Annotated in this window: 20 protein-coding genes and 1 tRNA gene; 7 read left to right on the plus strand and 14 right to left on the minus strand. The window is 68.6% G+C overall.

Annotated elements, in window-relative coordinates:
* Positions 1 to 167 precede the first annotated feature (167 nt).
* The 9 genes from ASD38_RS07105 to ASD38_RS23775 all read right to left on the minus strand — a co-directional run bounded on the left by ASD38_RS07105 (position 168) and on the right by ASD38_RS23775 (position 9,843).
* Positions 168 to 362 carry a hypothetical protein gene (locus tag ASD38_RS07105; protein WP_056458830.1) on the minus strand — a complete coding sequence of 65 codons (195 nt, stop codon included), beginning with the start codon at positions 360 to 362 and terminating at the stop codon, positions 168 to 170.
* A gap of 194 nt (positions 363 to 556) precedes the next feature.
* Entirely contained in the window at positions 557 to 2,461 is a 1,905-nt protein-coding gene (locus tag ASD38_RS07110; protein ID WP_056458833.1) for a M1 family metallopeptidase, read from the minus strand.
* A 93-nt stretch (positions 2,462 to 2,554) separates the two neighbouring features.
* Positions 2,555 to 3,679 carry a hypothetical protein gene (locus tag ASD38_RS07115; RefSeq protein ID WP_056458838.1) on the minus strand — a complete coding sequence of 375 codons (1,125 nt, stop codon included), beginning with the start codon at positions 3,677 to 3,679 and terminating at the stop codon, positions 2,555 to 2,557.
* Positions 3,680 to 3,792: 113 nt separating this feature from the next.
* The gene (locus ASD38_RS07120; RefSeq protein ID WP_056458839.1) at positions 3,793 to 4,104 is read right to left on the minus strand and encodes an EthD family reductase; all 312 of its coding nucleotides are present in this window, start codon (positions 4,102 to 4,104) and stop codon (positions 3,793 to 3,795) included.
* A gap of 100 nt (positions 4,105 to 4,204) precedes the next feature.
* A complete protein-coding gene (locus tag ASD38_RS07125; protein ID WP_056458840.1) occupies positions 4,205 to 4,657 on the minus strand; it encodes a MaoC family dehydratase in 453 nt (150 codons plus the stop codon).
* A gap of 132 nt (positions 4,658 to 4,789) precedes the next feature.
* Positions 4,790 to 7,480 carry a peptidoglycan DD-metalloendopeptidase family protein gene (locus tag ASD38_RS07130; protein ID WP_056458841.1) on the minus strand — a complete coding sequence of 897 codons (2,691 nt, stop codon included), beginning with the start codon at positions 7,478 to 7,480 and terminating at the stop codon, positions 4,790 to 4,792.
* Positions 7,481 to 7,828: 348 nt separating this feature from the next.
* Positions 7,829 to 8,263 (minus strand): DUF2948 family protein, encoded by a 435-nt coding sequence (locus tag ASD38_RS07135; protein WP_056438403.1) that lies wholly within the window; start codon positions 8,261 to 8,263, stop codon positions 7,829 to 7,831.
* Positions 8,256 to 9,554 carry a UDP-N-acetylglucosamine 1-carboxyvinyltransferase gene (gene murA / locus ASD38_RS07140; protein ID WP_056458842.1) on the minus strand — a complete coding sequence of 433 codons (1,299 nt, stop codon included), beginning with the start codon at positions 9,552 to 9,554 and terminating at the stop codon, positions 8,256 to 8,258. The genes ASD38_RS07135 and murA overlap by 8 nt, the downstream gene beginning before the upstream one ends.
* A 121-nt stretch (positions 9,555 to 9,675) precedes the next feature.
* On the minus strand, positions 9,676 to 9,843 hold the full coding sequence (locus ASD38_RS23775) for a hypothetical protein (RefSeq protein WP_156390609.1): 168 nt from the start codon (positions 9,841 to 9,843) through the stop codon (positions 9,676 to 9,678).
* Positions 9,844 to 9,933: 90 nt separating this feature from the next.
* Here ASD38_RS23775 and ASD38_RS07145 point away from each other — a divergent pair.
* Positions 9,934 to 10,008, plus strand: a tRNA-Thr gene (locus ASD38_RS07145).
* 94 nt (positions 10,009 to 10,102) lie between these two features.
* Here ASD38_RS07145 and ASD38_RS24870 read toward each other — a convergent pair.
* Positions 10,103 to 10,225 (minus strand): hypothetical protein, encoded by a 123-nt coding sequence (locus tag ASD38_RS24870; protein ID WP_268760928.1) that lies wholly within the window; start codon positions 10,223 to 10,225, stop codon positions 10,103 to 10,105.
* A gap of 218 nt (positions 10,226 to 10,443) precedes the next feature.
* Here ASD38_RS24870 and ASD38_RS07150 point away from each other — a divergent pair, with 218 nt between their 5' ends.
* Genes ASD38_RS07150 through ASD38_RS07165 form a run of 4 tightly spaced genes read left to right on the plus strand, consistent with a single transcriptional unit; the run spans position 10,444 to position 14,966 of the window.
* A complete protein-coding gene (locus ASD38_RS07150; protein WP_056458843.1) occupies positions 10,444 to 11,736 on the plus strand; it encodes a rhamnogalacturonan acetylesterase in 1,293 nt (430 codons plus the stop codon).
* Positions 11,726 to 12,703 carry an alpha/beta hydrolase gene (locus tag ASD38_RS07155; protein WP_056458845.1) on the plus strand — a complete coding sequence of 326 codons (978 nt, stop codon included), beginning with the start codon at positions 11,726 to 11,728 and terminating at the stop codon, positions 12,701 to 12,703. Before ASD38_RS07150 ends, ASD38_RS07155 begins: the two co-directional genes overlap by 11 nt.
* Positions 12,700 to 14,265 (plus strand): rhamnogalacturonidase, encoded by a 1,566-nt coding sequence (locus ASD38_RS07160; RefSeq protein ID WP_156390610.1) that lies wholly within the window; start codon positions 12,700 to 12,702, stop codon positions 14,263 to 14,265. The genes ASD38_RS07155 and ASD38_RS07160 overlap by 4 nt, the downstream gene beginning before the upstream one ends.
* Positions 14,262 to 14,966 (plus strand): DUF6250 domain-containing protein, encoded by a 705-nt coding sequence (locus ASD38_RS07165; RefSeq protein ID WP_056438416.1) that lies wholly within the window; start codon positions 14,262 to 14,264, stop codon positions 14,964 to 14,966. Before ASD38_RS07160 ends, ASD38_RS07165 begins: the two co-directional genes overlap by 4 nt.
* A 141-nt stretch (positions 14,967 to 15,107) precedes the next feature.
* Here the strand turns inward: ASD38_RS07165 and ASD38_RS07170 are convergent, their stop codons facing one another.
* Complete coding sequence (locus tag ASD38_RS07170) at positions 15,108 to 18,245, minus strand: TonB-dependent receptor (RefSeq protein WP_056458848.1); 3,138 nt, start codon at positions 18,243 to 18,245, stop codon at positions 15,108 to 15,110.
* Between the two features lie 287 nt (positions 18,246 to 18,532).
* Here ASD38_RS07170 and ASD38_RS07175 point away from each other — a divergent pair, with 287 nt between their 5' ends.
* On the plus strand, positions 18,533 to 20,500 hold the full coding sequence (locus tag ASD38_RS07175) for a rhamnogalacturonan lyase (RefSeq protein WP_327020097.1): 1,968 nt from the start codon (positions 18,533 to 18,535) through the stop codon (positions 20,498 to 20,500).
* A gap of 8 nt (positions 20,501 to 20,508) precedes the next feature.
* Positions 20,509 to 21,864, plus strand: coding sequence for an oligogalacturonate lyase family protein (locus ASD38_RS07180; RefSeq protein ID WP_056458851.1), 1,356 nt, complete (start codon positions 20,509 to 20,511; stop codon positions 21,862 to 21,864).
* Between the two features lie 31 nt (positions 21,865 to 21,895).
* Here ASD38_RS07180 and ASD38_RS07185 read toward each other — a convergent pair whose 3' ends face one another.
* The 3 genes from ASD38_RS07185 to ASD38_RS07195 form a co-directional block, all read right to left on the minus strand.
* Positions 21,896 to 22,822 carry an alpha/beta hydrolase gene (locus ASD38_RS07185; protein WP_056458854.1) on the minus strand — a complete coding sequence of 309 codons (927 nt, stop codon included), beginning with the start codon at positions 22,820 to 22,822 and terminating at the stop codon, positions 21,896 to 21,898.
* Positions 22,819 to 23,238 carry an EF-hand domain-containing protein gene (locus ASD38_RS07190; protein ID WP_056458857.1) on the minus strand — a complete coding sequence of 140 codons (420 nt, stop codon included), beginning with the start codon at positions 23,236 to 23,238 and terminating at the stop codon, positions 22,819 to 22,821. The genes ASD38_RS07185 and ASD38_RS07190 overlap by 4 nt, the downstream gene beginning before the upstream one ends.
* Before the next feature lie 72 nt (positions 23,239 to 23,310).
* Positions 23,311 to 23,718 (minus strand): hypothetical protein, encoded by a 408-nt coding sequence (locus ASD38_RS07195; protein ID WP_056458860.1) that lies wholly within the window; start codon positions 23,716 to 23,718, stop codon positions 23,311 to 23,313.
* Positions 23,719 to 23,751 lie beyond the last annotated feature (33 nt).

Consider the following 23,751-nt stretch of genomic DNA (forward strand, 5'->3'; position numbering starts at 1 on the left):
GCATGGGTCAGCGAACAGTGTGCGTCACGGGGAAAGTTCCCACCCGTCATCCCGGACAAGCGCGCAGCGCGCCGATCCGGGACCGGCGCGTGAGCTCGGCGCTCCAGGTCGGTCCCGGGTCTTCGCTTCGCTACGCCCGGGATGACAGTTTTGGAGAGGAGAAGCGATCAGCCCATCCCGGCATAGGCCAGGGTCGCGAGGCCCGCCCCGAACACCAGGACCATGGCCACGATGCCGACCCGGTCCCACTGGATGCAGGGGCCCGCGTGCCGAAGCTCGACGGCCTCGGGCTTGTTGATGTCGCACTTGTTGAAGAGCACGGAACGCGCACGCACACGGGTCGCGAACACGGCGTCAGCCATGGCGATCTCTCCCTAACGAGGCCCGCTCCTCTGACGGGAGCGCAAGGTCACGGTTAACACGAAAACTCGCGCAACGAGCGATTTTCCTCGTTCTCGAACGAAAATCGAGCTATTTCGCGCGTTTTCGTCGGCAAAGACGACGTTCAAGCACGAAAACGCGCGATTTTTCCAGAAATCGCTATTTCACCAAGCGGCTATTTCACGATCCCGTCGACCGTCTGCCGAGTGACGGCGTGATAGAGCGGCCGGGTCTTGGCGTAAATCCGCTTGGCGATCGGCTGGCCCCAGTCGCCCTGGGCCATCAGGTCCTTGAACAGCGGCGCGACGAACTTGCGGCGGCCCTGGTCGGTCAGGAAGGCCTCCAGCGACGGCACGGCGGGCTCGTAGCGGTTGGCCACGGCCAGCTCCAGCCAGACGAAGCGGATCTCGCTGTTGCCCTGGGCCGACAGGCCGAAGGCTTTATCGAGTGTCGCGAGACGCTCCGCTGACAGCGCTCGCGGCAGGCTGGAGACGAAGCGCGTGCGCTCGGGGGTGCTCCAGGCGGTCCACTTGGCGGCCGGGGCCGGGCCGCCCTTGGCGTAGGCGGCGGCCAGGGCGTCCACCGCCGGGAAGGCGGCCGAATGGACGTGCACGGCGTTGTCCGGCAGGCCGACCTCATAGACCCACTTGTCGATGCCGATCTCGGCCTCCAGCTTCGGGTCGCCCTTGATCAGGTTGGCGCGCAGGTCGGCGACGAAGCCGGCCGTGGTCTGCGACTGGAAGGCGTGACGGGCGAAGTAGTCCTTCAGATAGGCGTCCCAGCGTTCGCGGCCGACGGCCTTTTCGATGGTGCGCAGGAAGGTCGCGCCCTTCTGGTAGGCGATGTCGGTCATGCCGTCGTCGGGATCGCGGCCGGTCAGGTCCAGGTGCAGGCGGGTGTCGGCGCCGGTCAGGCCGCCGGCGTCCTTGATCGCGGCCTGCAGGTCGCTCCAGCCCAGGTCGGCCAGCATGTCGGCGCGCGGCTTGCCGTACAGCTTCTCCATGATCCGGTTTTCGAAATAGTCGGTGAAGCCCTCGTTCAGCCAGAAGTCCGACCAGGTGGCGTTGTTGACCAGATTGCCCGACCACGAGTGGGCCAACTCGTGGGCCACCAGGCTGACCAGCGAGCGGTCGCCGGCGATGATGGTGGGCGTGGCGAAGGTCAGGCGCGGGTTCTCCATGCCGCCGAACGGGAACGACGGCGGCAGCACCAGCAGGTCGTAGCGGCCCCAGGCATAGGGGCCGTAGAGGCTCTCGGCCGCCTCGACCATCTTCTCGACGTCGACCAGCTCGTAGGCGGTCTTCTTCATCACCGAGGGCTCGGTGTAGACGCCGGTCCGCTGACCCAGCGGGGTGAAGGCGATGTCGCCGATGGCGATGGCGATCAGGTACGAGGCGACCGGCTTGTCCATCTTGAAGCGGTAGGCGCGACCGCCACCGGCGACGGGCTCGCCGTCCGGGGTCAGCATCTCGGCGCTCATCACCGCCTTCAGGCCCTCGGGCGCGACGATGCGGGCGGTCCAGGTCTGGCGGACGCCGGGGCTGTCCTGGGTGGGGATCCAGGTGCGGTTGAGGATCGCCTCGCCCTGGCTGAACAGGTAAGGCTTGGCCTTGCCCGCCGTCTGGGCCGGGGTCAGCCACTGCAGGGCCGCGCCGCCGGGGGCGCTGTCGTAGCTGACGACGATGCGCTTGGCGCCGTTCAACTGCACCGTCAGCGGCGCGCCGAGGTTCGGATCGGCCTTGCCCAGGGTCCACGGCAGGGCCGCCCCCTTGTCGTCGGCGACCCCGTGGATCACCAGGCCCTTGCTGTCGAGCACCACTTCCTTGGCGTCCGGCGCGGCGGCGATGTCGAGGGCGGCCGTGCCGGTCATCTTCTGGCCGGCGAAGTCGGCGGTCAGGTCCAGGTCCACGTGGGTGACCCGCGCCACCAGCGGCTGGGCGTAGGAGTGGACGTCGCGGGCTTCCGGCGTTGTCAGGATCGCGGGGATCGGCGGCTGGGTCTGGGCCAGGACAGGCGCGGCGACGCCGCAGAGCAGGAGCGCCAGCAGGGCGGCGCGGGTGGTGGTCTTGATCGAGGTCATGGGGAGCCGAGTCCATCTACGGCGAAGTGGTCCTCACCGTCTTAGCTCAGCTCCGTGCCCGGTCTAGGGCCAATCATCGGGTTGGGGAACCGCTCAGATGTAGTCCATCAAGCTGGTCCCGCCCGTGTTGACGCCGCCGTCGGGATTGAACAGCGAGGCCAGCTTGTCCGAGAGGTTCTGCATCTCGACCATCTTGTCGTAGAGGGCCGGGGTCCAGCCGGCGGCCTGGCGTTCCTCGTCGCTCATGGCCGCGTACTGGGTGATCAGGCTCTTGCCAAAGGCCGAGCTGTCCGAGCCCTTGGCGCCGGCGTAGGTGCTGGAGACGCTGTCGCGGTTGCGGGTGCGCACCTCTTCGGCGGCCTGGGCGATCTCATGCTCGGAGAACTGGTCGCCCTTGTTCAGGGCGACGGCGGCCAGCGAACGGCCGTCGAACTTGGAGAAGTCGATCGTCCCGCTGTTCTCGTCGGTGGCCATCCCCTCCCCGGTCGCCGAGGCGTACTGCTTGTCCAGCACGGTGCGGACGTCCGAGGCGACCTTGCCGATGTCGCGGGTGCGGGGATTGGCGACCACCCCGCCGACGTCCTTCAGATAGGCCGCGACCGGATCGCCGTCGATGCCGGTGGGCTGCACGCCGGGCTTGGCGGTGGCCTGCTTGAGGCCCTCGGTCAGGGCCGCCTTGTCCTTGGCCCACTGCCCGGCCGCCTTCTCCTCGGGCCCGGCGGCGTCGAGATTGGTCAGGGCGGCCTTGTAGAGCCCAGCATAGTCGCCGGTCACCCGCATGGCCGAGGCCGCGGCCGACATGGACGTGTCGCGGTTGGCCTTGATCCGCAGGCTGGCGACCACCTGCTCCTCGATCGAGAACTTGCCGCCCTTGTTGCTGGCGATGGCGAAAAGGGTGCGGCGGTCCAGGCCCGAAACGTCGATCGTCGCCTTGCCGTCTTTCAGGGCGCTGGGCGCCTTGGCGTCGGCCAAGAGCTTGTTCAGCGCCGAGCGGGCGTCGGCGACCATCGCGTCGGTGGTGCGGTTGTCGGTCTGAGCGGCCAGGGCGGCCTTGGCCTCCGGCGACAGGGTGACCGTGTCGCCGGGATTGCTGGTCTTGGCCGCCGCTCCGGCCGAGCCGGCGCTGTCGGTCGCGTTCCCCGCGGCGGCGGCCGTCGAGGCCGCGCTGGCGGCGAGATAGGGATTTGTCGCGTAGCCGTTGGTAACGCTGCTGACCATGACGCCCTCGACAAGTCGTCGCGAGATTACGAATCGCGACGAGCCTGAAACACGGGGTCAATTGGCGGGATCATGGTTAAGGCGCAATTAACCATGTTCGCCGAAAGCGCGCCCTAGCCCGGCGCGCTGACCTGGGTCACGGGCTGGATGTCGGTGAACTTGGCGACGTCGCCCAGCACCTCGGGGGCGCGAGGACCGCCCAGGCTGGCGGCCAGCGCCTCGGGGCCCTCGAAGGTCAGGTTGACCATGACCACGAACGGCGCCGCGCCGCCTTCGGTTCCCGGCAGGCCCTTGAGCACCTGCACGTCCGTCAGGCCGGTCGACGTGAAGGCGTCCTTCACCAGCGGAATATGGACGGCGTCGTAATAGGCCTGGTCGAACCTGGCGCCGGGCGTCGCGGGATAGAGCACGCTGAAAATGACCATGGTCGCCTCCCTCAAGTGGCGGCCTCGCCGGTCGCGCGCCGTCCAGGGGTCAGTTAAGCACGCAGGCGCCGCGCCGCCACGATTGCCGCGACGGCGCCCGTCAGGCCTTCGCGGGCCGACGACGGCGCGGAACGCGGACGACGGCCTCGCCGTCCATGATCAGGTCGTCGCCGACGAAGCCTTCGCAGCGCAGGGTGACCCGCGCGCTCACCTCGTCGATGGCCGAAACGGTGACCCGGGCGACCACGACGTCGCCGATGCGCACCGGCTTGTGGAATCCCAGGGTCTGGCTCAGATAGATCGCGCCCGCGCCCGGCAGGATGGTGCCGACCACCGCCGATCCGAACGACGCCGACAGCAGGCCGTGCGCGATCCGCCCGCGATAGGCGGTCTTGGACGCGAAGGCCTCGTCCATGTGCACCGGATTGAAGTCGTCCGAGGCCTCGGCGAAACGCTGGATGCGTTCCTCGGTGATGGGGACGCGCTTTTCGGCGGTCATCCCGACCGAGAGTTCTTCCAGGATGTAGCCGCCGGAGGCGTGAGGTTCGATCATACCGGGCCGATACCATGATGCGGCGTCGTGGCCAGCAAAATACGCGTGAACCCGTCCGATCCGGGCTTCGCGGCGGCGCGTCGCCCTGGTCTGGAGCGCGGAAATCTCGGCTTCGCTCGGAGGGGCGGCCGGTCAAGGCCTCGGCTGTTTGGACACCCAGGTTTCGCCGTCGTAGGACACCCACCATCCGACGCCGGCCGCGGCCCCGGGCCTGGGCACGAAGTACTGCACATGGACATGGTTGCCCACGTGGGGTCCGTAGACCGGCGAGATGTCGACCGCGTGTCCCACCATGGTGCCCCGGGTGACGTACGTGCCGGCCTTGATGCTCGCCGGCCCCGCTCCGGCGCGCCCCAGAGGCGCGACATAGGATATCTCCACCGCTCGCCCCTGCGGGTTCGTGATCTGGATGAAGCATCGATAGATGTTGGCTGGATCGTAGCGGGCGACCGTGACGATCCCGTCCATGGGCGCGAGGATGGGGTCGCCCGGCGCCGCCAGGTAATCCCGTCCCAGGTGAACCCGGCGCGAGCCGTCGTCATTGCGCCGCGGCGAGAGAAAATGTCCCTGGCCGTGCGAGTCGCTACGCTCCTCGCCGCTCACCGTCGGGGTTCCCATGTAGATCAGAGGCGACCAGACCGTGCCGGTCAGGTCCGCCGGCGTCCGCCCCACGCGCAACTCCCGCACGTCCGCGAAGAAGGGCGACAGGGAATCGTCTCCGTGTTCGACGTCTTGCAGCTCCGTCGCGTGAGCCCAGTCCAGGCGGGCCGCCCAGTCGGGATCCTCGCGCAAGGGCAGCGCCGAGGGCGCGCCCGAGCCGTCGGTCAGCACCGGGCCATCCGTCCCGACCTGCACGCCGGCCGACACCGAACAGTTGCGGCCCTCCTCGGTCCCCGTCAGGCGGCACATGAAATGCTCGAAGCCGTGTCCCCCACGATCGACCTGGTCCACGACGGTGTCGACCCAGCGCTTCAGTTCGGGGGCGACGTTTTCGTACCAGGGTCTGCGCACCCGCTTCACGACCGTCCAGGTGAAGCGCCCGTTGGCGTCGACGGTGGTGTTGTACCAGCGGCCACGCCGCGGGTCGTAGTATCGGGCCCGGCCTCGAATGCCTTCCTCGCCTTTGGGGTCGAAATCGCCGACCAGCCGCGCGCCGCTGGGCCAGTCGTATTCCCCTTGGCCCGTGAAGCGGTAGCGCAGGCGGTCGTAGTCGGGAAAGACCGGCCCCGAGATCGTCTCTCCGTCGGAGAGCTCTACGGTTTGACGCCCCTTGTAGAGCCCCACCCTTTGGCCTTCCGCGCCAAGGGTGATGACCAGATCGCTCCAGGCGCCGCTCAGCTCCTCGCCGCTGACCTTGCCGCGGAAGAACTGGCGCGCCGGGGGCGGGGCCAGGACGCTGGCGAGGTAGTCGAGGTCATAGAAGGTGAAGTCGCCGTCGGCGAGGCGGCCGGATCGGTACTGGACCGTCGAGATCTCCGTGCCAAAGTCGCCATAGCGGTGAACCTCGCCGTCCAGCAGGCCGTCCTTCATCGCGCCGGCCAGCACGAGCTTTCCGATCGCGTTGTAGAGCGTGAACTGTCCATTCGGCACGCCGCGGACGAAGGAGGTTTCCAGCCGCGCCTCGCCTTCGGGCGCCTGCCGCAGAACCTCGCAGTCGGCGGGCAGCAGGAACAAGGTCCCTTGGCCTTCCGGGTAGCCGTCCGTCAGCCGGCCTCGAAACGCCGAATAGCGCATCTGGGAGCCCGCGGGGCCCCAGGAGAACGGACGCCAGCTGGCCGGGCAGACCAGATCGTCGCCCGGCGCGCCCGTCTGGTTCGCCGCGGGCCCAATAATGCGCAGCGCCCTCGGCGTGTCATCGGCCTCGAACCGCACCAGGCTGGGACCGCCCAGATCCACCGCGCGGCGGTGCTCTCGCAAAAAGGCGCCCAGATGAGCCTGCGGCCAAAGCGCGGCTCCCGGCGCGACGCCCCGGCAATCGAGCGGGTAGAGGTTCATGCACACCAGGTTGGCGGCCGTCCGCCAGTGCGTCTGGAACTCGCCCCGCACATATCCAGGATCCACGACCTTGGGAGCCTCGGGCATGCGCTTTCGCATGCCCGCCAGCTTGATCGCATAGTCGTCGGCGTCGACGCTTAGAAAGGTCGTGTCGCCGGGATCGGTCAAAAGACGGCCGGCGAGCGCATGCGGGACCGGACCGAAATAGCCCGTGAGATGGTCGCGCAGGGCCGCCTGGGCCGCGGCCGAAGGCGCGCGATAGCAGCCGCGGGTCCATCTGGGCTCGGATAGACCGTTGGCTTCGGAAAACACCCGCGCGGGCGTCGGACTGTCGTCGTCGCTCTCGTCGTCCCGGTCCCGCGTCCGCTCGGCGTAGCATTCGTCGGCGAACGGTTCGCCGCGATAGAGCAGGAATGACGGCGTGAAATCGTCCTGGCCGGCGACGCTGTACAACCCGAAGGCGCCGTCGATGACGACCTTGTCTCCGGCCAACCGGAAGAAGGTCAGGACCGCGTGGCCCTCCAGCGCCTGGCCTTCGGTCGACACCTGAATGAAGTAGCGCTGCGGACTGGCCAGATAGGAATGGTCATTCACCAGCGTGGTCGCCGGCCATCCCAAATAGACCCCGGCAAGGGTCTTGGGATCGTAGCCGAGACGTTCCACGCGCCCGCCCGCGTCCTGGAAGGCGCTGTCGAGATAGAAGGCGCCGGGCGTCGAACCCTGCGAAGCGGCCAGTTGCGGTTCACCGTAGTTGAAGGTGATGTCCGGTCGCCATTCCGACGCCGCGACGGCTGAGGTCGCCACCGCCGCCCAAGCGGCGACGGCCATCGCAATATTCCTGAGCATCAGCCCCCCCGACACACGCCGCTCAAATCGTTCAGGCTGGCGACGCGTCCGCCCACCCAGTCAAGCTTGGGGCCGATGCTCTCGCGAAATTCCGCGAATGTCTACTCGCGGCCAAACTGGACTTGACCCACGTCGCGGATCCAATCGTGATCCGGGGGACCATCGCGCGTCGCCGTAGACGAATGTTGGCGAAGATTTCGCGCCTCAGCATCAGGCCAGGGCGAGAAGGGACGTCGACGCAGAGCGAAGGAAGCACGGGGGCGGGCGAGCTTCACATCCGCCAACCTTTGCCTGACTTGAGGCCTTGGATCGCCGCTCGGCGTCCTCCGTCTAGTCCGCGTGCCCGGGCCGGCGCGAGGTCGACCAGGCTTGCGACAGGTCGGCCAGGATCACGTCCAGGCAGTCGACGCTGACCTTCAGGTCGCCGCCGCCCGCGAAGGTCAGCAGCACGGCGCCGCCCGGGGCCTCGCCCGGCTCGAAGGCCACCGACAGCAGCTCCACCACCGCGCCCTTGGCGTCGCGGCGCAGCTTGCGGGCCTGGACGCCGGTGACGTCGCCCAACTGCAGGGCCGAGCGGATGCGCTCACCCTTCTTCTTGCCCGCGGCTTCCCAGCGGAAGCGGTTGCAGGCCAGGGTCAGGGTGCGCGCCGAGGCGTCCCAGCGAATGTCGCCGATCTTGGCCACGGCGTCCTGCAGGGCGGCCGAGATCACCGCCAGGTCCTCGGCGTCCTGGGCCAGCAGCTTCAGCGGCGCGAGCTCAGCCATGGTCGAGGTCGCTTTCGGCTTCGCCCTTGATCCGGCGCACCTGGGCTCCGCAAGCGCCCAGCTTTTCCTCCAGCCGCTCGAAGCCGCGGTCCAGGTGGTAGATGCGGCTGACCGTGGTCTCGCCGCGCGCCACCAGACCGGCGATCACCAGGCTGACCGAGGCGCGCAGGTCGGTGGCCATGACCTCGGCGCCTTCCAGCTGGGCGACGCCGCGCACCACGGCCTCGCCGCCCGACACCGAGATGTCGGCGCCCAGGCGCATCAGCTCGGGGGCGTGCATGAAGCGGTTCTCGAAGATGGTCTCGCGGATGTGGCTCTCGCCCTTGGCCGTGGTCATCAGGGCCATGAACTGGGCCTGCAGGTCGGTGGCGAAGCCCGGATAGGGCTGCGTCTCGACATTGACGGCCTCCAGGCGGTGGCCGTTGCGCTTGATGATCACCCCGTCCTCGGTGCGGATCACGCCGGCGCCGGCTTCCTCCAGCTTGACCAGCAGGCTGTCGATCAGTTCGGGTCGGGCGCGGGTCAGCTGGACCTCGCCGCCGGCCATGGCGGCGGCCACGGCGTAGGTGCCCATCTCGATCCGATCGGGGATCACCGAGTGGGTCGCGCCGTGCAGCTTGGCCACGCCGGTGATGGTGATGGTCGGGGTCCCCGCCCCTTCCACCTTGGCGCCCATGACGTTCAGGCAGATTTGCAGGTCCAGCAGCTCGGGCTCGCAGGCGGCGTTCTTGATCACCGTGACGCCGTCGGCCAGCACGGCCGCCAGCATGGCGTGCTCGGTGGCGCCCACCGAGACGAACGGGAACGCGATCTCGGCGCCCTTCAGGCCGCGCGGAGCCTGGGCGTAGACGTAGCCCTCGTGCAGATCGATCTTGGCGCCCAGGGCCTCCAGGGCTTGCAGGTGCAGGTCCACGGGGCGCGCGCCGATGGTGCAGCCGCCCGGCAGGCTGACCTTGGCCTGGCCGGTGCGGGCGATCAGCGGGCCCAGCACGTTGAACGAGGCGCGCATCTGGCGCACCAGGTCATAGGGCGCGAAGCCGCTGGTGATCTCGGCCGCGTGCAGGATGGTTTCCGAACCGTCCGGCCCTTCGCACTCGTCGACGTTCGCGCCGAGGCGGGTCAGCAGCTTGCCCAGGAACTTGGTGTCGGCCAGGCGCGGCATGTTGGTCAGACGCAGCGGCTGGTCGGTCAGCAGGCTGGCCGCCATCAGCTTGATGGCCGAGTTCTTGGCGCCGCTCACCGGGATGATCCCGTTCAGCTGCGCGCCGCCGGTGATGGCGATACGATCCAATGAAAGTCCCTCGTCGCGCGGCCTTCGGGGGGATGTCGCCGCGCGGTCACATGTGAAAGGGCGGTTCTACTGGTTGCAAGAGCCCGCGCAAGGGCCTGCACCGATTCCTCAAGGTTCCTCCCTAGTCGGAGGGCGTCTCGTCGTCCGAACGGGACGGTTCCGGTTTGGCCGCCCCCTTGTCCGATCCAGCGGGCGCGGCCTTCCGGCGGCGAAGATTGGTGCGCAGCGCCTGGGCCAGCCGCGCTTCGCGCTCGGCTTTTTCGTTATGGAGCTTGGGGTTCTGGCTCATCCTTCCACAGGTGAAAGCGCTGCGACGATCGGTCAAGACGATTTTGTCTTTGCCAACCGCGTTTGGTTCGCTATACGCCCCCTCCTCTTCGCCGCGGTAGCTCAGTGGTAGAGCGCATCCTTGGTAAGGCTGAGGTCCAGGGTTCGAGTCCCTGTCGTGGCACCATCGGGGCCCAAACCTTTCGGTTTGGGCCCCGACCATTTCCCGGACATCGATATCGGTTTTGCTCCGGCGCGCGCGGAGCCGGCGAACCCGCGTTTCAGGCCCGCGGCTTCGACAGATAGCCGAAACTGATCCCGACCGAGTCCAGCCGTGAATGGGCGAAGGTCGGCTCCTGCTCGACGAGGAAATCGCGCACCCCGGCCACGTGGGGGGCGGACAACGGCCGCGGCCAGTCGATCTTGCCGGCCCCCACCTTGCCGACGCTGTCGCCACGCCCCGGGCCTGAAGCCCGCCACGCTCACCCTGCCCATCGTCAGGTCTTGAGTTTCATTTTGCGGGACTTAATCTCGAAATGTGAAATTCGTTGCCCTGGCGCGGCGCGGCCGATATTTCTGGGATCAACGCAGCGCGACGCGGATCGCAGAGGGAGGCGCCTTGATGTTGCCTAGACGCGCCGTTCTGGCCGCGCTCGCCGTCGCGCCGGCTTCGGGTTGGGCGACCAGCTGGGCGGCGGAGCCGGTGAAACCGATGCAGACCTGGGCCTTCGACTTCGGCGACGACAAGGCGGCTCCGGGACATGTCCGCGTGGCGCGCGACGCTGTCTACGACCCGGCCGTCGGCCACGGTTTCGAGCCCTCCCCAGCCTCCTCTGTTGCCGGCGGCCCGTTCCTGTTCTCGATCGCCGTGCCCGAGGGCGACTATCGGGTGACGCTGGAGCTGGGCGGCAAGGCGGCGTCCGACACCACGGTCAAGGCCGAGTCCCGCCGGCTGATGGCCGAGCGGATCGTCGCCAAGGCCGGCAAGACCGCGACCGTCGAATGCGTCGTCAATGTCCGCACCGCCGCCCTGGTCGCCCCGCCGCCCAACGCCCCCGGCGGCGTGCGGGTGCTGCTCAATCCGCGCGAGGAAGGCTCGTACGACTGGGACGACAAGCTGACCCTGGAGTTCTGCGGACCGGCCCCCGCCGTCCGCCGCCTGCGGGTCGAGCCCGTGACCGTGCCAGTGGTGTATCTGGCCGGCGATTCCACCGTGACCGACCAGCGCTTCGAACCCGGCGCCAGCTGGGGCCAGATGCTGCCCCGGTTCTTCAAGCCCGACGTGTCGGTGGCCAACCACGCGGAGTCCGGCGAGACCCTGAAGTCGTTCCTGTTCGAGCACCGGCTGGACAAGCTGCTCAGCCGCATCAAGCCGGGCGACTGGCTGCTGATCCAGTTCGGCCACAACGACCAGAAGGCCAACTGGCCCCAGACCTACGCCGAGGCCGCCACCACCTATCGCGACTATCTGAAGGCCTATATCGGCGAGGCGCGGCGACGCGGGGCCAAACCGGTGCTGGTGACCTCGATGCACCGGCGCAGGTTCGACGCGGCCGGCAGGATCGTGAACACCCACGGCGACTATCCCGAGGCCGTGCGCGCCGTGGGCCGCGAAACCGGCGCGCCGGTGATCGACCTGCTGACGATGAGCGCGGCCTTCTACGAGGCCCTGGGTCCCGCCGACGCCTGGAAGGCGTTCGGCGATGGCGGCAAGGACGCCACGCATCACAACAACTACGGCGCCTATGTGCTGGCCGAGTGCGTGGTGACCGGCATCCGCGCGGAGGTCCCGGACCTGGCGGCGCATCTGCTGGACGGCCTGCCGCCGTTTGATCCGGCCAGGCCTCCCTCGCCCGATACGTTCGTCCTGGCCCCCAGCGTCGCCCACAGCACCGAGGCTCCCCGTGGCAACTGATCCCGCTCTCGACCGCCGCGCCCTACTGGGCCTGGGCGCCCTGGCCCTGGCCGCGCCGGGCCTGGCCCGCGCCCAGACGTCCGCGCCCTCGACCATCGAGGTCATGGATCTCTGGCCCGGCAAGCCGCCCGGCGGCGAGAAGGTCACGGTCGCCGAGCAGGTGATCCTGCGCAAGCCCGGCGGCGATCCCAACGACACCGCCTTCCTGAACGTCACCAAGCCCTGGCTGATGATGCGCCGGCCGGCCAAGCCGAACGGCGCGGCGATCCTGATGATCCCCGGCGGCGGCTATATCCGCGTGGCGGTCAGCAAGGCCGGCGGCTCGATCGACGCCTGGATCGCCGATCAGGGCGCGACCGCCTTCGTCATGGACTACCGCCTGCCGGCCGACGGCTGGGCGGCGGGTCCGGACGTGTCGCTGCAGGACGCCCAGCGCGCCATCCGCCTGATCCGCGCCAATGCGGGCAAGTGGGGCCTGGATCCCGAGCGGATCGCCGTGACCGGCTTCTCGGCCGGCGGCCACGTCGCCGCGCGGCTGGCGACGCGGTTCGCGACACAGACCTACGCCCCGATCGACGCGGCCGACCAGTTGTCGGCCCGGCCGATGGCGGCGGGCCTGTTCTATCCCGTGGTCACCATGACCGCGCCCCACGCCCACGGCAGCTCGCTGAAGTCCCTGCTGGGGACCAGTCCCACCGAGGCCCAGCGCCAGGCGGTGTCGGCCGAGCACGACATCCCCGCCGACGCCCCGCCGACCTTCATCGCCGCCGCGGCCGACGACAAGGTCGTGCCGATGGAGAACAGCCTGATGATGTTCCAGGCCCTGAGAGCCCAGAAGATCGCCAGCGAACTGCACGTCTTCGAGTCCGGCGGTCACGGCTTCGGGCTGAACGGCCCCGGCGGCGGCGCCATGCCTTGGCCGGCCCTGCTGAGCGCCTTCTTCAAGCGGCACGGCCTCTACGCATGACCCGCGCGTCGTTCGACGTCCGAGAGTTCGGGGCGCGGGGCGACGGCGCGACGCTCAATACCGATGCGATCAACGGGGCGATCGCGTTCGCCCACGCGGCCGGCGGCGGCCAGGTCGTGCTGTCGGCGGGACGCTGGCTGTCGTTCTCGATCCGGCTGCTGAGCGGCGTCACCCTGCGATTGGAAGACGACTGCGTGCTGGAGGCCGCCGACCCCGCGCGTCCCAGAAGCGCCCCTTGGGGCGCCTACGACCCGGCCGAGCCCAACCCGTTCGACCTGTACCAGGACTTCGGCCACAGCCATTGGCGCAACAGCCTGATCTGGGGCGAGGACGTCGAGGACGTGGCGATCGTCGGCCCCGGCATGATCGACGGCGTCGGCATGACCCGCGAAGGCCCCGGCTCGCGCTGGACCCGCCAGGCCGGCGAGTTCCCGGTCAGCATGGCCAATCTGTCGGCCGAGGAAATGGCGATCCTGGTTCCTGACCTGGAGGCCATGGCCGGCCAGGGCAACAAGGCCGTCGCCCTGAAGAACGCTCGCCGCGTGCGCCTGGACGGCTTCACGATCTGGCGCGGCGGCCACTTCGCGGTGCTGGCCACCGGCTGCGACGACCTGACGATCAGCAACCTGCGGATCGACACCAACCGCGACGGCCTGGACATCGATTGCTGCCGCGACGTGACCATCGCCGACTGCCGGGTCAACACGCCCAACGACGACGCCATCGTCTTGAAAAGCTCGCTGGCCCTGGGCGAGGCCCGCGCCACCGAACGCGTCGAGATCACGCGCTGCCATGTCAGCGGCTTCGACCTGGGCACGATGCTGGACGGGACCCGGGGCCGCACCCAGCGGCTGGCTCCGGACCAGGACCGCGTCACCGGCCGGATCAAGCTGGGCACCGAGTCCAACGGCGGTTTTCGCCACATCACCATCAGCGACTGCGTCTTCACCCGATCGCGGGGCCTGGCCCTGGAGACCGTCGACGGCGGCGTGATCGAGGACGTCTCGATCACCAATGTCGTCATGCGCGAGGTCACCACCGCGCCGCTGTTCCTGCGCCTGGGCGACCGGGGGCGCGGCCCCGAGGGCGCGACGCGCGGGGCCATCCGGCGGGTCAGCGTCCGCGGCCTGACCGCCTGGGACATCCTACCGGACTACGCCGCCACGATCGCCGGCCTGGAGGGCGACCCGATCGAGGACGTCGAGCTGACCGACGTCTGCCTGGTCTATGCGGGCGGCGGCGACGCGGCCTGGGCCGACCGGCGTCCCGACGACATGGCCCAGGCCTATCCGGAGCCCAGCATGTTCGGCCCCACCCCGGCCTACGGCCTGTGGGCCCGGCACGTCGAAGGCCTGAAGCTGGACAATGTGCGCATCGAGACCCTGAAGCCCGATCCTCGTCCGCCCATCCTGCTGCAGGCCGTGCGCGGCGGTTGCTTCAAGCGCCTGGACCTGGCCTGGGCGCAGGGGGCGGGGCCGATCGTCGGCGAGACCGTGTCCGGCCTGGCCGCCGATCCGCCCCGACGCGTCGGCCCGGCGACAACGGATGGAGACGAACGATGAAGCGCCGCGCGGTCCTCGGCGGACTGGCCTGGCTGGCCGCCGCCCCCGCCCTCGCCGCCCCGGACGCTCCCCCCCGGCGCGGCCGCCGCCTCCACGCCGACGACTTCCGCCGCGGTCTGGACCAGTGGACGCTCGAAGCCGAAAAGCCGGCCAAGGTCGGCGTCCGGGGCGGCGTGCTCGACATCGACACGCCCGCCGGCCTGACCCTGTGGTTCCGCCCCGAACTGATCGGTCCGGTATTGATCCAGTACCAGGCCCAGGCGGTCTCGGCGGGCGGCCCCCATGATCGGGTCAGCGACCTGAACGCCTTCTGGATGGCCCGCGACGCCGGCGGAGGCAGCCCACTGGCCACGCCGCGCACGGGGGCCTTCGCCGACTACGACACCCTGAAGACCTACTATGTGGGCCAGGGCGGCAACGCCAACACCTCGACCCGTTTCCGTCGCTATGTAGGCCGTCCCGGCGAGCGGCCGCTGCTGCCCCGGCACGACCACGCGGCCGCCGACGAGAGGCTGGTCCCCAATCGCTGGCAGACGGTGCGGCTGGTGGCCGACGGCGGGCTGATCCAGTACTGGAACGACGAGCGCAAGCTGTTCGAACTGAACGACGCCGAGCCCTACACCCGCGGCTGGTTCGGCCTGCGGACAACGCTGAGCCACCTGCGGGTGCGACGGTTCCGCATCTACGCCCTGGCGCGGTAGGTCAGCGCCTTCTCACCTCAGGAAAAAGGGCCGCGCCATGCCGGCGTGGCCCTGAAAGTCATCCCTAGATCGTGCAGTCGAAGAGCGTGGCGACGGACGCCCCGGGCTCGACACCGGGACGTCCGCCGCCTGGCGCCGGTCCTAGAACTTCGCCGTCACGCCGACGAAGAAGCGGCGTCCGAAGTAGCCCAGTTCCGTCAGGCGGATGTCGCCGGCGGTCGAGCGTTCCTCTTCCTTGGTCAGGTTCTTGCCTTCGACGAAGAAGGACAGGCCCTGGATGTTCCAGAGGTCCGGCTTCCACGTGATCTTTCCGTCCAGATAGCCGGTCGCGTCGCGATAGACGGGTTGGCCCGAGTTGTCGGCGGCCGAGATCAGGTACTTGGAGCGGTAGTTGTAGGCCACGCGCGCGTTGAATGGCCCCTTGTCGTACCACAGGGTCACGTTGGCGCTGTCGGGCGACAGGCCCGGGAACGGCAGAGGCGAGCCGTCGAGGATCGAGTACAGACCCACCTCGGTGGCCTTCTGGTAGGTGTAGTTGCCATCGACGCCGAAGCCCGACAGCCAGCCCGGCAAGAAGGTGAAGGCGGTCTTGGCGGTGACTTCCACGCCCTTGATCTTGGCGCCGTCGCCGTTGATGTAGGTGTTGAAGTTGTACATCACGCCGTCGCCGTAGACGTCGCGCTTGCCCAGCAGGGTGCGGGACGAGACGTAGAACGACTTGATGTCCTTGTAGAACAGACCGACCGAAACCTGGGTGTCCTGGTTCGGGTAGTATTCGAAGCTCAGGTCATACTGGTTGGCGCGATAGGGCTTCAGCTCGGGATTGCCGGCCGTGCAGCTGGGTTCGTCGAACTCGCCGTTGGCGTCGGGCGCGGCGTCGGTGGTGCAGGTCACGGTCGGGAGCAGGAAGTCGAGGCGCGGACGGGCCATCAGCTGGGCGAAGCCGAAGCGCGTGGACAGCTTGTTCGGAACAAACCACAGGCCGGCGTTGAAGCTGGGCAGCCAGACCGTGTAGTCCTTCTTGTAGCTGCGCAGGCTGTTGGACAGCGTGTAGGTCGTCGCCGTGCCGCCGTTGGTGGCCGCATAAGCTTGCTGGCGGGTCGAGACGCCTTCCGCGCTCACCTTCGTCTGGACGCGCCGCCAGCCGAAGTTGCCGTCCAGGTCGAACGACCCGATCGGGATGGCGTAATCGAACTTGATATACTGGGCGTTCGTCTCTTCCTGGATCCGGTAGGGGATCTGATCGTGCGCCTTGCCGTCGTTGCCGACGGTGTGGATCATGTTGTCCAGGTTGAAGTGCGACGTGTTCAGATTCTGCGAGATCACATCGTAGTTCGGGTACATCCAGCTGGTCGGCATCGAGCCGCCGCCGAAGTAGAAGTTGGCCGGCAGGGGCGACATGCCCGAGGCGAAGACCTGGTTAGAGAAGGCTCGCGACCAGACTTCCGACGAACCCCAGTAGCCGGTGGTGTAGGTCGTGCCCAGCACCGGGCTTGTCTGATCGGGAGCGCCCGCGGCGTTGTTGATCGTCGCCGTCGAGTTCACCGCGTTGCTGTAGATCACGGTGTCGTCCGTGGTCGAGTACGGGTTGGCGCCGCCATCCAGGATGAAGCCGCCATAGCCGTAGCCTTCGGTCTTGTAGTCGGTGGCGCGACCGCCGAACTCCAGCCTGTGGATCACCGGCAGGTGCGTGTCGTAGTCGAAGTCGAGCTTGTACTGCTGCTCCTTCTGGTTCACGAGCGACGGGCGGTACTGGATCTGCCACTGGCGGATCGCCGAGGCGTCCGACGGGCTGTAGCCGCTGGCGAACTTGAACGACGGCTCGCCGTTGCCGTCGAGGCTCACGACCATGCCGGGCGTGTCGAAGCTGACGCTGACGTTGTTGGTCTGCGAGGTCGTGTCAGTGTTGGCGTTGGAGCCCATGAACTCGACCTGCAGGCGGTCGCCCCGGTACTTGCCGCCAAAGCTGACGTATTCGCTGCTGCTGTCGTAGGCGAAGTCGCGGGCGCTGATGCCGAAGCCCAGGTTGCCGCCGGCGCTGGCGGTCGCCAGGCAGTTGCCCAGGGTGTAGCCGGTGACGTTGTGGTTGGCGTCGACCTTGACCGAGCTGGCGGTGGTGTTGGTCGCCGAGCATGACGTGCCGACCAGGTTGCGCAGACGGCTGACCGAGGTGAAGTCAGTGCCGTAGTTGATGTCGTTGAGCGTCTGCTTGCGCTCGTCGTAGTTATAGCTGACCCAGGCGTCGAGGCGGTCGTTGAACCGGTACTGGGCGGTGAACTCCGACGAGATCCGCTTGTCGTTGCGATACCAGACGCCATAGCGAGCCGTGCGCGGCGCATAGTCGTACCATTGCGACTGGCAGGCGGTGCGCAGGTTGGACGACGAGATCTGGGTCGAGTCGGGGGTCACCAGTGCGCTACAGGCCGACTGGCTGGTGACATTGCGAGCCAGGTCGTTGATCTGGCTGTTGTAGGCGGTGTTGTAGTACGGGACGGTCTTGTCGGCCGAGCTGTCGAAGTCGGCGAAGCGACCCCACGAGGTGTTGCGGACGAAGTCGCCGCGCGTGTCCACTTCGTCGTAGGTGACGTTGGCCATCAGGCCCAGGCGGTCGTCCAGGAATTTGCCCGCGGCGATGACGTTCAGGCGCGGCGCCCAGTCCTTCATCGTGTCCAGCTTCTGGGCCGAGGCGGTCATCGAGATGGTGGGCTTGGCGAAGTCCAGCGGCTTGCGGGTGGTCACCGAGACCGTGCCGCCGACGCCGCCTTCGGTCATGTCGGCGGTGAAGCCCTTGAACACGTCGATCGACTGGACCAGTTCGGCGGCCAGTTCGCGGAAGTCGTTGGATCGGCCGCCGCCGCCGTAGACTTGCAGGTTGCCCGCGGTCGACAGCACGCTCATGCCGTTGATCTCGACGCGGTTCAGGTCGGGTTCGACGCCGCGGATCGAGACAGCGTTGCCTTCGCCGAAATCGCGGGCCAGCTGGACGCCGGTCACCCGACCCAGCGCTTCGCCGATGTTCTTGTCGGGGAACTGGCCGATGTCTTCGGCGACGATCGAATCGGAGATCGTGCCGTTCCGCTTCTTGCGGTTCATGGCCGACTGCAGACTGGCGCGGGTGCCGACGACGACCACTTCCTCGATGGTGGTCTTGTCCTCGACCGCCGAGCCGGAAGCGGTGCTCTGGGCGTGGGCGCCGCCGGCGCAGGCTAGGCCGGCGGCCAGGGCCAACAAGGACACTGTAGCAACGGCCGCGCGACGACCGCGAGTGGATGCAAGCATGGGTTCCCTCCCTCTACATGACCTGGAGCCTCCCGAAGGCCCCGGGCGCCTTGCCGGCCCTGCGGCGGCCCTTGAACGGGCGGCTCGCAGCGCACGACGGCGCATTTCTCATACAATAGGAATAGTTCCACATACTGAGATGTCAACGCAATTTGTGGGAAGACAGAACTTTGTTTCCGTGGTGTAAGGTTGTTGCAACGCTCGCGAGGCGGCCCTGACGCCGACCCCGAGGCCGCGAAGAACGGCCATCGCGAGCTCAAAACGGGGAAACACAAGGGATTCGACGCATGAGTAAGCGTGGTGAGAACCGGGTCGCGACGGCCGCCCTGTTGTGCGCGACGGCGCTGTCGTCCGTGGGCGGATCAGCCCTCTGCGCGCCAAAACCCCGTCAAATGGAAGCCCTCGACCGCGGCCTGGTCGCCGTGCCCGCCGTCGACGGCGGGGTGCTGGTCAGCTGGCGGCTGCTGGGCGACGATCCGGCCAAGACCGCCTTCAATCTCTATCGTGACGGGACAAAGCTGAACGCCGCGCCCCTGGCCGGCCCCACGGACTTCGTCGACAAGACCGGCGATCCGACCGCGGCCTACACGGTCCGCGCCGTGATCGGCGGCAAGGAGGCCCCCGCCGGCAAGCCCGCCAAGGTCTGGGCCGACGGCTATCTGAGCCTGCCGCTCCAGCCGCCCGCCGACGGCGTCACGCCCAGCGGCGAGGCCTATTCCTACACCGCCAACGACGCCAGCGTCGGCGACCTGGACGGCGACGGCCGCTACGAGATCGTCCTCAAGTGGGACCCGACCAATTCCAAGGACAACGCCTTCGGCGGCTATACAGGCGACGTCTACATCGACGCCTATACGCTGGACGGCCGACGCCTGTGGCGCATCGACCTGGGCCGCAACATCCGGGCCGGCGCGCACTACACCCAGTTCCAGGTCTATGACCTGGACGGCGACGGCAGGGCCGAGCTGGCCATGCGCACGGGCGACGGCACGGTCGACGGGACCGGCAAGGTGCTGGGCGACGCCAACGCCGACTGGCGCGAGACGGGCGGCGAGCGGCCCCAGGCCGACCGGACCGGCGCCACGGTCCTGCCCGACGGAACGAAGGTGGCCAGGGTGCAGGGCCGCATCCTCAAGGGTCCCGAATACTTGACCGTGTTCGAGGGCCTGACCGGCAAGGCCCTGGCCAGCGCGCCCTACAGCCCGCCGCGGGACCCGCGCACCGACGCGCCGACGATCGAGCAGATGACCCAGATCTGGGGCGACGGCTACGCCAATAGGTCCGACCGCTTCCTGGCCGGCACGGCCTATCTGGACGGCGAGCTGCCCAGCCTGATCTTCGCCCGCGGCTACTATGGCCGCACCACTTTGGCGGCCTGGGATTTCCGAGGCGGCAAGCTGACCCAGCGCTGGCTGTTCGACAGCAGCGTCCCCGGCAACGAGACATTCGGCGGCCAGGGCAACCACCAGCTCAGTGTCGCCGACGTCGACGGCGATGGTCGCGACGAGATCGTCTACGGCTCGATGGTCGTGGACGACACCGGCAAGGGTCTGTGGAGCGCCCAGCTGTTCCACGGCGACGCCATGCACGTGTCCGATCTGGATCCCACGCATCCGGGCCTCGAGAAGTTCGGCGTTCACGAGAGCCCCGGCAAGAACGGCGGGATCGGCGCGGCCATGCTCGACGCCCGCACCGGCAAGGTGCTGTGGAGCACGCCGACCGACAGGGACACCGGCCGGGGTCTGGCCGCCGACATCGACCCCCGCTTCCCCGGCGCCGAGGCCTGGGGGACCAACAGCGACCTGCTCTACACCGCCCAAGGCAAGCCGATCGAAGGGGTCAAGCATCCGCGCCAGACCAACTTCGCGATCTGGTGGGACGGCGACGACCTGCGCGAGCTGCTGGACAAGAACCAGATCAGCAAGTGGGACTGGAAGACCGGCGAGACCAAGCCCCTGCTGACGGCCGAGGGCATGACCTCCAACAACGGCACCAAGTCGACCCCGGTCCTGTCGGCCGACATCCTGGGCGACTGGCGCGAGGAGGTGATCTGGCGGGCCGAGGACAACCGCTCGCTGCGGATCTACGCCACGCCCTACGTCACGCAGAGACGATTAGTGAGCCTGATGCACGATCCGCAGTATCGGGTGTCGATCGCCTGGCAGAACACCGCCTACAACCAGCCGCCGCACACCAGCTTCTACCTGGGCGAAGGCATGAAGGCTCCGCCCCGCCCCGACATCCGGACCAAGTGAGGCCGTCGATGAAAGCTCCCCTCCTCTCCGCCCTGGCCCCCTCCTTGATGGCGCTGGCCCTGATGGTGCTAGCGCCGTCCGTCCGCGCCCAGGACGCGGTGACCCAGCCGAAGCCCGGCGCGGTCGAGCCGCCGCGCGAATGGATCGACAAGGACACCGGCCACCGCGTGATCCGCCTGTCGGACAAGCCGGGCAGCGGCAGCCTCTATTTCAACTTCAACGGCTACACGCCCGACGGAACGACCCTGGTCATCAGCACGCCGGACGGCGTCTCGGGCGTGGACCTGAAGACCCACGCCCTGCGGCCGCTGGTCGACGGCAAGGTCCGGCTGCTGTTCGTCGGCCGCAAGACCGGCCAGGTCTACTACCAGCGCATGGCCGAGGACGGCTCGGGCGTGGTCGAGGCGGTCGATCCGAAAACCAGGACGGTCCGCCCGATCGCCAAGCTGCCCCGCGGCGTGGGCATACAGACGATCAACGCCGACGAGACCCTGCTGGCCGGCGTGGCCAACCGCACCGACGTGGCGATCCCGCCCAACCTGGCCGACGCCCTGCCCCGCAATCCCGACGACGTGAAGGGCGCGGACGGTCGCGAGCTCTCCTATGCCGAGGGCCGCGAGGTGCAGTTGAACGCCCGCCTGGACAGCCGCATCCCGATGGAGATCTTCACGATCAACACGGCCACCGGCGAGCGAAAGGTGGTGCACCAGGCGACCGACTGGCTGAACCACCTGCAGTTCTCGCCCACCGACCCGCACCTGCTGATGTTCTGCCACGAGGGTCCCTGGCACAAGGTCGACCGCCTGTGGCTGACGCGCACCGACAAGCCCGCCAATGGGCCCGGCGCCGCGCCGGTCAAGATCCACGCCCGGACCCTGAACATGGAGATCGCCGGGCATGAGTGGTTCAGCGCCGACGGCAAGACCGTCTGGTACGACCTGCAGACCCCGCGCGGCGAGGACTTCTGGGTGGCCGGCTACGAGATCGCCACCGGCAAGCGCACCTGGCTGCACCTGGAGCGCAACGCCTGGTCGGTGCACTTCAACACCTCGCCGGACGGCAAGCTGTTCGCCGGCGACGGCGGCGACAGCGAGATGGTCGCCCACGCGCCGGACGGCAAGTGGCTGTACCTGATGCGCCCGCGCACCATCCCGGACGTCGCCGGCATCCATGCCCCCGGCTCCGAGGCGCTGATCCAGCCGGGCGTGCTGGACACCGAGCGGCTGGTGAACATGCAGGGCCACGATTACCGGCTGGAGCCGAACGTCAATTTCACGCCGGACGGCAAGTGGATCGTGTTCCGCTCCAACATGCACGGGGCCAACCACGTGTATGCGGTGGAGGTGGCGAAGGCGAAGCAATAGGCCCTCCCCCTGTGGGGGGAGGAACTGGCGACTACCGCCCCTTCAGCCGCCCCGCGATGAAGGCGTCCACGGCGTCGGTATAGGCGCCCGGCAGGCCCAGGGCGCGGTTGATGTCGGCGTGGGTCAGGGCCTGGGGCAGGACGGGCATGTCGCGTCCGGCCGCCCGGGCCTTGGCCTGGAACCGCCGCGCGTCGTCGCATGGATCATCCGGCCGCTCGGTCGAGCAGACCAGCATCATCGGCACGGCCCTGGGAGTCCACTGGTCCATCGGCGAGGCCTTGGCCCAGTACCCGGGATCGGCGCCGAACGCCCGGTCGTAGAAGCCGAGGTGACGGCCGGCCATGGTCGACGAGACCTGCATGGCCGCCGAGTCCAGCACCACCGTCCCCGCCCACGGCCGACCGACCATGTCGGGACGGGACGACACCAGCGCCACCAGGTGCGCGCCGGCCGAGTGCCCCATCAGGATGACCTTCCGCGGATCGCCGCCCCAGTTCCTGGCCTGGCCTTGCGCCCACCGCACCGCCTTGGCGACGTCTTCGGCCTGCTCGTAGGCCATGGCGTCGGGCAACATCCGATAGTTCACGCTGATCACGATCCAGCCCTGGGTCAGCCAGTGCTTGAGCTTGTTTTCGACCGAGCCGGTATTGGCCTTGTCGCCGATCATCCAGGCCCCGCCGTGCACCATGATCAGGATCGGCGCGTCGCGGGCGCCCGGCGGGATGTAGACGTCCAGCCGCTGGGGCCCGTCGGTTCCGTAGGCCTCGGTCTGCCTGCGCGCGCCGGGCAGGACGGCCTGCAGGTCGATCGGACGCTCTTCCTCGGCCTTCTTCTCCCGCAGGCGCTGGCGCAGCGGCCCTCGCGCGCCCGGTCCCAGCTGGGCGGCCTCGACCGCGCTGGCCCCGCTCAGAGCCGCGACCGCCAGGACGATCAGCAGAGCGCTTCGGCGTGACGTCATTTCAGGCTCTCGAGCTGGTCGCGGACGGCGGCGACCTCGTCGCGCGACAGGCGGCCGTCCTGATCGCGGTCGGCGCGATCGAACAATGGGGCCGGTCCATCGACGAACTCGGCGCGAGTCACCCGCCCGTCGCCGTCGCGGTCGGCGTGGGTGATCACGGTCTTCAGGGCCTGGGCCTTGGGACGGTTGGATCTGGCCAGGCGGGGGAACTCCGACAGCGTCACCACGCCGTCGTCGTTGCGGTCGAGGCGTTGGAACTGGGCCGCGCGCGAGGCCCTGAACTCGTCGCGGGTGACGTAGCCGTCGTGATTGGCGTCGGCCTTGTCGAGCGCCGCGCCGGGCGTGCGCGAGGCGGCGTCGGCGCTGGAAGCGGCCATGGCGGCCAGGCAGACGATGGAAAGGGTCAGGATCTTCATTTTCGGACTCCGGAAAGCAGCCCGCCGCGCCGTTTGGGGGAGCTTGGCGCGGCGGGCCTGGACGCGTTTCGATCAGGGGCGGGTCACCGTCCCGCTGACGGAACGCGTCGAGCCGTCGTAGCCGGTGCGCGTATGGTCGTAGCTGACCGTGCCGTCGCCGTTGTTGACGACATTGGTGTTGCGGCTGGCCGAGGCGGCGTTGTTGAAGGTGCGGCTGGCCCCGCCGTGATAGGCGCCGTCGCCCCAGCTAGCCTCGCGGTTGCTGGCGACGCCGCGTCCGGCGTTGGTCTGGGTCCCGCGCGACACCGAGATCGCGCCGGGCTGGCGGCTGACATCGCGGTTGTGCACATAGCCGTGGCCGCGCGCGCCTTGGACGCTGACGAAACGGCCGTGCTGGCCGGCCTGGGCGGGCGCGGCGATCATCGCGGCCAGCACCGCCAGGGACGAGAGGCCGGCGGCCAGGATGGAAGTCTTACGCATGATGGCTCCATGGGAATGGGGTCGGTGTCCCTC

The organism is Caulobacter sp. Root487D2Y (genome assembly GCF_001427165.1).
Lineage (GTDB): Bacteria > Pseudomonadota > Alphaproteobacteria > Caulobacterales > Caulobacteraceae > Caulobacter.